At 43.2% G+C, this 10,756-nt stretch carries 4 protein-coding genes; 3 read left to right on the top strand and 1 reads right to left on the bottom strand.

Going from position 1 to position 10,756, the window contains the following annotated elements; all coding sequences use genetic code 11:
* Positions 1 to 555 (top strand): PD-(D/E)XK nuclease family transposase (locus EDM53_RS00595; RefSeq protein WP_207215388.1); only part of this gene is annotated, 555 nt, incomplete at its 5' end.
* 147 nt (positions 556 to 702) lie between these two features.
* On the opposite strand, the gene EDM53_RS00590 is transcribed toward EDM53_RS00595, so the two are convergent.
* Positions 703 to 9,501, bottom strand: a complete 8,799-nt coding sequence (locus EDM53_RS00590) for a hypothetical protein (protein ID WP_130121399.1) — start codon at positions 9,499 to 9,501, stop codon at positions 703 to 705.
* A 215-nt stretch (positions 9,502 to 9,716) separates the two neighbouring features.
* Here EDM53_RS00590 and ssb point away from each other — a divergent pair, with 215 nt between their 5' ends.
* Positions 9,717 to 10,172 carry a single-stranded DNA-binding protein gene (gene ssb / locus EDM53_RS00585; protein WP_130121397.1) on the top strand — a complete coding sequence of 152 codons (456 nt, stop codon included), beginning with the start codon at positions 9,717 to 9,719 and terminating at the stop codon, positions 10,170 to 10,172.
* A gap of 390 nt (positions 10,173 to 10,562) precedes the next feature.
* Positions 10,563 to 10,733, top strand: a complete 171-nt coding sequence (locus EDM53_RS06015; RefSeq protein WP_165379508.1) for a hypothetical protein — start codon at positions 10,563 to 10,565, stop codon at positions 10,731 to 10,733.
* Positions 10,734 to 10,756 lie beyond the last annotated feature (23 nt).

Here is a 10,756-nt window from a genome sequence, read left to right as displayed (position 1 = left end):
TTGTTTGGAGACAACATAGGCTGTATTAGTTACCACACTACGAGGGAAGAGAAGACGAATGAAAGGCACTTATTTGCCCTGTCGTATGTCTTTATAGAACTGCCGAAGTTTAAGAAGGGAGAGGATGAGCTCAGTGGCATAGAAGACGAGTGGTTATTTTTTTTAAGTAGGTCAGAGGAAGTGAAGGAGCCGCCTATGTGTACGAAGGACGAGCACATATTAGAAGCATATAAGGAGCTAGAGAGGTTTAACTGGAGTGATGAATCATATGATGCATATGTGAGGGCGAGGTTATTGCTTGATGGACAGGAATACACCATAGACGAAGCAAGACAGGAGGGAATAGAAAAGGGAAAGGCTGAGGGTATAGAAGAAGGCATTGCGATAGGTACAGAGAAAGGAATCGCGATAGGGACGGAGAAAGGAATCGCGATAGGTACAGAGAAAGGCAAGATGGAGATAGCGATGAAATTGCTAAAGAAAGGTATGAGCACATCAGATGTCAGTGCTGTGACCGGTTTACCTGAAAGTGTGATATCAGCTATTTTGCGATGAATATATCATAGCATCTATGAATGGTGATTGTTGTGCTAGTTGAGACACTACATGTCATTGGATTCAGAGAGTTGAAGGATTTGGATGTTTCGTACTTAGCGTACTATTTTTCCCAATCCTATGTCCTTCCCAACTAGACGTTCCGACCTACCACCGTGGGCCCACCCCCACGGTGTTGGTGTTTGGGGCACTTGCAGACCTTGGGCGTCCTACCGGTGGTCTTTCGCGCCTTTGTGTTGTTGGAGTTTGTAGTAGTGGTGTTGGTGTCTGACTCGGAATCAGGTTATCTGGTGATCGTACAGATCGCCTCTCCTCTAATCGGGGTTGTTCAGGAGCCTTTGCTTTACCCTTATCCTTATCCCGATCATTAGCTTTCTCTTTAATCGTTTCGATACCAAAGGCTTTTTGTGCATCAAATTCCGGTGGACTCCACTGTTCCTTCTCTTTTGGTTTGACAAGCACAGGCTTCCAAACTTTCCACATTGTCGAACTACCCATCAACTCAGCGGAAACCTCTTTATTACCCGTAGCAAGTGCAATGATAGCACCAACAACCCTAAATGTGTCCTGCACAACTGCTAAAGGTGTCAATACGATCGCGCCAAGCGGTTTAAAGAAATACTGTTGTAGCGGTTTGTACTCTATCACTTTACCAACCGCTAGTGCCATTCCTACACCAATGAACAACGGAATAAACTGTGGCATGAAGATTGAAAGAATTAGGAGAGTAGTAAGCTGACCTTGAAGTGTGGATTCTGGAATAGCGTCCCAAAGCTTATAGCCAACATGAGCGACACCGCTTTTTGCTTTACTCCACCAGCTTCTTTCAGGATCAAATGTTTCCAGAGCTTTGTTCAGGTTTGCGTCAAGCTCATCTTGTGAAGCTTTAGAGAGTCGTTGTGATCTTTCTAATCCCTTGGCTTGCTGCTTTCCATTTTGCCAATCAAACTGTCTGGACATAGTGCTTGTGCCCAGTCCAGCCTGACCTCTTAAGCGTTTTGCTTGAGCTCCTAGGGCATCGTTCAGACTATCCTGGAAATTTTCATCAGATTGTAATCTCTGCAAGTTTTCTTGAAATGCACTTGCTATATCAGTAGTAACTGACTCACCACCCTTTAATTCTTTTGCAGCTCCTTTAGGAAAAAGTCCAACCTGTTCCAGTAGAGTATCAGCCAAATGTAGCGCTCCTCTTCTTTGCTTATCCATCAGTCCGTCAATTGTAGAAGCGTTTGAGCCTGCCGCACTCAAAATCTGAGCTGCCACTTTTTTTCTATAGGCATTAGCTGTTGTGGTATCTGCATCTTCTGTCCCGTAGTCTGTATAGTCTCTTGAATCTCGCCTTGAGCGGGGAGTATGCATTTCTGGTGTTTCACTTGTTCTTGGCGATCCTGGAGGTGTTGCGAAAGGTGAGTATTGTGGAGACAAAGGAGATGGGCTGCGTGGAGTCACTGGTGGAGTGTCTTGTGGTATGTCGATGCGGAGGGATGAACGCCCTGGTGGAGTAGCTGGTTGATGTATTGGACTAGGAGGTACTCCCGGAGAGTCTGCTGTTGGCGCAGATGGAGGGCTGATTGGTGTAGCTGAATCTGAACGCCTTGGCTCTGGATTCTCGATGTCCCATGGTGGTGGAGAGGTATGTGTTGATTCTGCTGGAACATTAGATATTTGGGGAGTATCTGGAGCTGGTGTGAGGAAAGGTTCTCGACGTATTGATACTGCGGGACCTGGATTAACAATTGTTGTCTGTGTTCCAGCATCAACAGGTGTAAGGGATGTGGTGGTTTCATCTATGAATGGATTTGTAGATGGATCTGCGGGGGAATCTGTATATTGAGTTGGTTCTGCAAATGGATTGGATGAGTGAGGGACCGTCTGCGTATAAGACGTGGAAGACTCTACACGTTGTTTAAAATACTCTAACTTGCCCTGAAGCTCTAGATTCTCAGCTGCTAATAATGCATTATCAAGATGTAATTTGTTAATGTTTTGTGTATGTTTGAATTCTAGTCCGCTTATTGTCGATATAGCATCTGTGAGCTCTTTTGCACGTTGTTCTGCTGTATGTTGTAAGTTTTGAATCATTGCTTCTGTTTTTTCAGATTGCTGTTGAAGTCGTGTTAAATTTTGCTCCAACTCTGCAATCCTTTCCATATTTATGCTTTTCTGTCTCTCTGCTTCCTTTAGTTGTTCCTGGAGAGTTTTGACATCTCGTTTCGCTTGCTCCTGTTCCCCTCGCAATTTTTCTAGTTCTTCTTGGTTTGGGATTGCTAGTGCTTCAACATTTGCTAGCTTAGTCAATGCATCAGTTGCTTTACCTTGTGCGCTGGCTAATTCCTTTTTAAGTGTTTCATCCAGTTTATTCTGAGCCTTCAGGCGTTCATTCGACTGTTCCAGCTCAATTTTCTTCCTCTCAATCTGTTCTTGCTGTTGGAGAGAGTTCGCTTTTTCAGCATCTAGCTTCCGTTTGATGTCTTGATATGCTGTTTGCTGTGAGTCCAACTTTTGTTGTGCAGCATTTAGCTCATTTTGTGTTGTTTCCTGCTGCTCTCGTAATGTGCCTAACTCTTTTTCTTTATTTTGTAGTGCAGCAGCATGTGTGCCCTGTATGTCCTTTATCAGAGCAAATGTTTCTTGTAGTCTTTCTCTTGCTTCTGCTTCTTGGTTTTGAAGGCCTTGTCTACTGAAAGTTTCACTACTGAACAAATAGTCCCTCTGGGTGTTGAACAGAGCCTGCTGATGCGTACTCTGCATCTTAACCTTCTCCGCTGCATGCGTTGCCCGTAATTCCTCCATTTCTTGTGTCAGCTGGTTAGCAGTATCTTGATGTGTTCTGATAGCCTCTTCATTTGTTTTGATTTGCCCCAGTAACTCTTCTTTGGCTTTCTCATCCGTTCCATGTTTCGTCTTTGCCTCCTCCAACTTACTTTGTAGGTCGGTGTTCTTATCTTGTAGTGCTTTGGCTTCTCGGGTTGCAATCTCACTCTGGTTCTTGAGCTGAGCTTCTAGTATCACGATTCTGCCTGCAAGTTCTTCGTTAAGTCTAGAGAGTCTGGCTTTCTCATCCTGTAGCTCTAGTTGAGCTAATTGCAGTGCACTCCATGTTTGTGTGATTCCATCAATCTCTAATTGACAGTGTTGGCGCAACTCCTCCGCTGATTCTGCGAGGCGTTTATTTTCTTGTTGGACACGTTCCAGCTGTGTTTGCAATTCCTCTTTATCATGAGTCCGCTTTTCCAGTTCCTGCTGGAGCTCTGCTTCACTATTCTTGCCATCCTCTAGCTTTCTATTGTTTTCCTCAAATTGCTGTTGAAATTGGGTGAGCTGAGCCTGGTTCTGCTTCAAGCTTCCCAGGAGGTCTGTCGACATTTCTGTATGGATTGATACCCGATTCTCGGCCTCAAGTCGTTCCAGACGCAATCTATCCAATTCTTCTTGCGTTTTGTCAAATTCTTGCTTAGCAATATTACTGAAATCATTATATTGCTCCTCCAGTCTCTTCAATGCATCTTGTAACGCTGTTTCCTTCTCCCGCAGTTGTATTTCCAATTGCTCTAATTGTGTCCGTAATTCATCTGAGTTTTTTGTTATTTGGGGTATCTCTTCTGCGAGTCGGGACTCCAGGGATTTCTTCTGTTTTTCAAGTTCTCCGATATTTCGTTGTAGTGTTTGATTTGTCTTCAGTAGCGCTTGTGTCGCAGCAAATGTACTTGCACGTGTAGCTGCCTCTGCCTTAATCAGGGAGTCACGTCCATCTGTCTCCTGAGTAGCAAGATGTGTCAGATTTTGTTGCTGTGAACTTGCGAGCTCCTCACTCAGTGTTTGATTCTGTGTCCGTAAAGCTTCAGTCTCCTTTCCATGTATCTCCTGGAGAGACTTTGTCATTTGATTCTCAATATCATGCCAAGAGACTGCCTCTTCAAGTTTCATCTCTCCCCGTCTAATGTGCTCTTCCTGTACTACTTGTTTCAGAGCAGCTGCATTTAGTTGTTGCACAGCAGACTTGTTCATCATCTCTACTCCTTTACGGCTTTGGTCTAAGATGCCCATGAATTCTTGTTGATGCTTAAGCTCTATATCTTTGCGTGTGAGTTCCTCTTGAGAGCCTAGCTGCTGTTGCGCCAAAAGGACTTTTAACGTTTCATATTCAGATTTTCTCTGTTTTAGCTGGTTCTCGAGATCGTTGAGTTCTGTCTGATGTGTTATGGTAACCTGATCCATTGCCTTCTGATGAACCATCTCTTGTTCCTCGAGCGCCTTTTCATGGGTCTGCTGCAACCCCTGTTGTTGGTCAGCTTGTTCTGTATGCAGCTTCTCGATTGCTTGATTATGAGCATCTTCTTGCTGTTGCAGCTGCTGTTGAAGTTCCTCCATGTTCGATTGCTGTTGATTAAGCTGGGACCTGAGATCTTCTGTCTCCATTTGTGCTCTTTCCACACTCTCCTTTGACCCCTGGAGCTCTTTTTGCAGCCTTTGCACATCTGCTGCGCTTGTCTCTTGTTTGGAGGTTGCTTGGTTTAGTTGCTCGTTGACATTTGCTAACTCAGATGTGAGTCGTTGCTGTGTTTCCTGAAGCTCTTGTTGCTCATTGTTATGCTCTTCATTTGCTTTTTTTAGTTCATTTTGCAGCTTATTGAGATCCTTCTCTTTTTCCTCTAGCTGCTTTTGCAATTCATCATCAGCTTCTGTTTGTGTGCTCATTTCCTGCGAGCTTGTCTTCGAGCTTTCTTGCTCTTGTATCTGCTCCTTTAACCTTTCGATCTCATCTGTCAGTTCTGTTTGGTGTGCTTCCAGTTTATTTTTATGTGCTTCAAAAGCAGTTGTTGCTTCTTGAGACTGCTCCTGCAATTCTGATACTTTTGACTGAGATTCTCTTAATTTCTCCTCAAGCTCACTCACATTTCTAGCATTCTTTTCTTTCTCACTTTCTGCGGTTTCCAACCGTTTATTGAGCTCCTCTTGCGCTGTTGTGATTTGCTGGAGTTCTGTTTCTTTGGCTGTCAATTGTTGTTGCAACTGCTCATGAGTATTTCTGAGGTTCTCCAGCTGTTCCTTATGGCTCTCCAGCAGTTCTTGATTTGCTTTTGCCAACTGTTTCTGCTTTTGTATCAGTGCAAACTCCTCATTTCGAGCATCTCTTATCGATTTTCTGCCGCGTTCTTCATATGCCTGAACATCTTGTATAGATCGTTCTTGTAATTTCGTATTTGTTGTAATCAGAGCTTGCTCAGCTTTTTGCTGTGCAGCCAGTGTTGCAAACTCATCCTTCTCTCCTTCAGATATTGTCTGTCTTGCAGGGTCCTCTTGTGCTATCCAAGCATTTTGGATCTCTTGGATTTTCTGTTGCAGCGCATTTATTTCAGCTTCCTTCAGCTGCAGTTGCTCCTGGAGGCTTTGCTGCTGTATATTAGACCACTCCTGTTGTATCTTATAGCGCTCTGTACTTTCATCCTGTTCATACAGCTTTCGTTCCATCTCTTTGTTGCTCTGGGCTAGCTTCTCATTCTCCAGCCTGGCAAGAATATTTTTCCACTCCGTATCCTCTAGGTTCTTTGTTCCTTCTCTTGCAGTTGTTGCCCGCGCATCTAGATCTGTTAGCTGCTTCTCTTGGGTTTTCTGCAGTTGCCCCTGCAATGTTGCCACTTGCGTTTCACTCTCTTGGAGAGCGCCAAGTGTGGCTGAGTGTCGCATCGCACTAAGCTTTGCTTCATTTAATTGCTGCTGTAGTTCTTTTACTTGACCTTTTGTTGTTTCTAGCTCTATTTGAGCCGTCGTCAATTTGACACTCACCTGGTGTTGTTCAGATGATAGCTGTTTGTTTAGCTTCTCTAGCTCTTGCTGCTGTTCTATCAGTCGTTGTTGCTTCTCTTCTATCTGTCCACGCAGATTCTCATTCTCTGTACCACTGGTAGTGGCCTGTTGCTGCAACTCTTTAAGTTCTTTTGTCAGTGTTTGTTGCTGTTGTAGGAATTTCTCATCCTTGGCTTTTTGTTGACTCTTCAATTGCTCTAACTGCTTCTGGAGATCACTGACCTCTTGCTCCTTCCGCTGCTGTTGTGTTCTCACTTCTTCCAGTTCCTTCTTAAGATTTTGATTCTCAGGCTCTAGTTTCTGTAGTGCGTTTACACCCTCTCTTGTCAACTCTGTCTCGGTTGCTGTGTCTTTTGTTTCCTTATTTTGTGCTGCTAATTGGCTTTCCCGCTCAGCTAGCTGTTGCTGCATTTGTTGTAGTGCGGCGGTTAACTTGCCTATTGTCCTATTGGCTTCTTCCAGCTCCTCATTGAAGGCATTACCCGCTTGACTGAGGTTATGAGCTAACGTTAGAAGCTCTTCATCCTGCCGACCTGCCAGTAATCCAGACTCCAATGTTGAGATCGATCTCTTAGCTTTCTCCAATTCAGCTCTATATCTTTGTATATTATTGTTAAGAGACTCAATGGTTTGATCTTTGGCATATACATGATCTTGCAGCCACTCCACTTTCTGCAGCAAGTCTTCCAGATATTTCATTCCTAGGTGATATTGCTTGTAGGCATCGGAAACTTGCTGTTCTGTTAGTGTAATAGTTTGTGACACTGTGTTGGTCGCAGCTAATTCCGTATTAGTAGAGGCTTCTATCCCTGTTGCCGATATAGTAGGAGCGGTTGTCTTGAGCTTCTGTTCTAACAATGCCCGCTCAGATGCTTCAGATTCTGCAAGGATGTCACGCTCTCTTGTTTCAAAGTCTGGAATCAGGTTCAATGTTTTGTTTAAGAACGCCTGCATTTCTTGTTGCGTTGTTTTCAGTGCAGTCAGTTCTGTATTGAGACGCTCTTGTTCTTCCTTTCCTGTTGTCAGTTCTGCATCTTGGTTCTCACCGACATTTTGTAATCGCTTTTCTAGTTCTTGAATTTTTGAGGCGGATTGGCGCAACTCCTCTTCTTTTTTCTGAATGACTTTGGTATGTGCCTCAGTCATTTGCGTAATTCGCTCAGCCTGATTTTTTACCTCCTGCTCGAGATTTGTTTTTTGTTGTGTGATGCTATCTAACGACTGTTGTATCTTCGCCTTATCTGCATTCAGTTGTGCATGTTCCTGCTGTAACTTTGAGTGTTCTTGCTCTAGTTGCTTGAATTTCTGTATTGTCTCCTTCGCTTCGGTGACTTGCTGCAGCATTGCATCGGCTACTTCCTTTACCTTGTTGACATCTGCTTCTGGTAGCTGTTTTGTAAGCGCAGCTATTTGAAACTGTAGGGGCTCTATTTTAGACGTGAGGTGGTTAAATACATCTTGCGGAGTTGCTTCTTTTGTCTTCGTCACCCACCCTGACACTCCAGTTTTGGGACCGTCATATTTACTAAAATCCGTTATGGGTACAACACTCAGCTCTTGCTGTAGTGCAGTGAGCTGTTCTTGAAGAGCTGCGATTGTTTTAGTTGTTTTCTCAACATCTTCTGCTGCTTTACGTTCGGATTCCCGAATTTCACGTTGTTTGTCTTTTATGCTCTTGTGAAGATCTGTGATCTGCTCTGCTAATTTTTCTTTTGTAGCTGTCTGTTCAGTATTTTGCTGCTTTAGTTCTGTAGCCTTATTGCTCTCTTCCTGATTTTGTAAAGATAACTGGTTCAGGCGCTGTTGTGCTTCTCCCAATTGAAGTTGCAATTTTTCAAGTTCCTCCTTTTGCTGCGCAATTTGTGAATCCTTTTGTTGAGATTCACCGGCTTTTGCATTCGTTTCCTTGTTGAGCTCGGTTAGTCGGTCATTGGCTTCTTGGATTCGTGCAGTGAGTGCTTGGAAGTCCTGCTCATAATTTTGGCGTTGATTGTCCAGTGACGCTTGTCTATTAGCAATCTCTTGTAGTAAACGCTCATTGTTGTTTCGTTCTGCTTCTATTTGAACTTTTGCTGCTTCTATATCGCTATGATGACGTTGAATAAGAATAAGTTGCTCCCTATGTTCTGCAGCTAATCTCTCCAATTTTTCCAGTTCTGTTGGGTTGGAGGTAGTCTGAGTGTGTGCATTCGAAGTAAGCGGAGTAGTGGGTGATCGAGGTGGTGATTCTGTATTCACTACCTCATTATCTCCCTGCATTTGTTCCGTCGTTCCAAGCGTAACATCGGTTTGTTGACTGATAGCATTTTGAATGCGTTGTAGTTGCTCCATAATCCTACTTTGCTCTGCAATCAGTCTTGCATCATCATCCTGTATTGGTGCAGTGCTCTGTGTTTGCTGATCATCCAGCTTTATCCCAATCTTCTTTAGTGTATTACGAATAAGAGTGTTAAAGCTTCGTACTTCGTCCTTATTAAGACTAAATTTCTGAAGGGTGAGAAGTGCTGCGTCTAAAACCTGGAAATTTATTGTATCTTTTCCTTGTAGTTCTTCTGCTTGACTGCATATGTGACATCCTTCTTTGTCTTTTGCAATCTTTGGATACTGGAAACGTATGTTCGTCATAACGAATAGCTTATTACCGAATGCCACTGCACTCTGCGTACGGATGGATTGTACTGTACCATCTCGTGTTGTTGCCGTAGAGTTGTTAAGGAATTCCTGATTCTGCTTTATTAGTGCTATAGCCTCCGCTAAAAACTGAGAAATCTTATCTACCTCCACATTTTCATCTTGTACTGGAGTTCCATCTCTTTTGAATTTCTGAAACAACGCAGCTGGAATTTTTAACACTCCACCAGCTCCACCCTGGTCCAGTGGAGTTTGAATCTCTTCGATTGTTCTGGGCTCCTGTACCCTGCGATGTGCTCTGGTACTATGATTAGCCTGATTAGCGACAGGTTTTGGGGTAGGGGTAATCTCTACTCTAATCCCTATATTCGTCTGTGCTGTTTCAGGGGTTGACGTCTGGGTCGGGACCACTCTTTCTTGTCCCCCTACTTGCTGTTGCTCCACTCTTTTTGGTACTACCGTCTTCTTCTTCTCCATTGCTCCTTGTCCCCCTCCTTTTTTTAGCATCTCCCTTCTCCAAATAGTGATATTATTTGCAAGTATCGCATAAATTCATTAAGGAATTATTAAGTAATGTGCAAAAATGCATCTCTGCAGGCTTTTAATAGGGGAGGGCGAAAATTTTGTGATAATGCGTTGACTTTATTTTATACTAGGCTTTAATATGTCGTGTGCATGCTGCGCAAAAACGTGTAATAAATAGAAGATTTGGAGAGTAGTATATGGTCGGAAGTCTAAATAAAGTGGTTTTAATAGGTAATGTGGGCAAAGATCCAGAAGTTAGAACAACTCAGGACGGTAAAGAGATAGTGAGCTTCAGTCTCGCTACTTCAGAGGCTTGGAAAGATAAAGCATCAGGAGAACGCCGCGAACGCACCGAGTGGCATAGAGTTGTAATATTTTCTCCACCACTTGTCACAATAGCCAAAAACTATATACACAAGGGTTCTAAAGTATACCTGGAAGGCGTCCTACAAACCAGAAAGTGGGTGGATCAGTCCTCCGTAGAACGTTATGTGACCGAAGTCGTGCTGCAAAATTTCGGCGGAACCATCATACTCCTAGATGGTAAAGGCTCAGGTGGCGATTACGATAACCAAAGCTACCATTCAGATAAGCCTTCCTCCTATAACCAAAAAGGCTCAGCACCAGAGGTAGACGACGAAATTCCATTTTAAGCGCTCCACATACACCTAGATTTCAGTAGACCTCTTGCATAACTCATAAATGAGTGAGGAATTCTTAGGAAAAATGCAGGTGAGCACCGCAGCATATCCTATATATGTAAGGAGCGCAGACAAATTTTGACGACAAAATAATACCAAGTTTCAGATTAAATCAGGCAAATGGATTTGAGGATGAGGCTGCGTAAGCGTATTGAAATACGTGCGCAGAGCCGAGTTCCGAAAAATCCGTTTTGAATCATTTAAAAATGAGATTTGGTAGTCTCCCCGTCAGAAATGGTGTAGAGGAGATGATATGAGGGATTGAGTTGATGAAATGGATTGAAAATCCATAAGAGAAGTGTATTAGATAGGCAGAAAGCTTATGGATTTTACATATCAGATATGCCAATAGAAAACAAAGTTTTTAGTCAAAAACAAGGAAGATTATTTTGCATTAAGTTTGCAGATGTATTGAACCACAAAAACAAACTATACAAATTACGAGATTTGGTAGATTGGTGGTTTAAATTACAGAAACGTGGATTTGGCGAACTGGAAGGGGTAAAATTGTAGGAATTAGCGTGATTTGGAAAAAA

The organism is Rickettsiales endosymbiont of Peranema trichophorum (assembly GCF_004210275.1).
Classification (GTDB): Bacteria; Pseudomonadota; Alphaproteobacteria; order Rickettsiales; family Midichloriaceae; genus RICK02.
The sequence above is the reverse complement of the archived record's forward strand: the minus strand, read 5'-3'. Positions and strand labels throughout refer to the sequence as shown.

Bases quoted from the DNA above. Each gene is read 5' to 3' on its own strand.
- EDM53_RS00590 (WP_130121399.1), bottom strand. From the start codon at position 9,501: ATGCTAAAAAAAGGAGGGGGACAAGGAGCAATGGAGAAGAAGAAGACG.
- ssb (WP_130121397.1), top strand. From the start codon at position 9,717: ATGGTCGGAAGTCTAAATAAAGTGGTTTTAATAGGTAATGTGGGCAAA.
- EDM53_RS06015 (WP_165379508.1), top strand. From the start codon at position 10,563: ATGCCAATAGAAAACAAAGTTTTTAGTCAAAAACAAGGAAGATTATTT.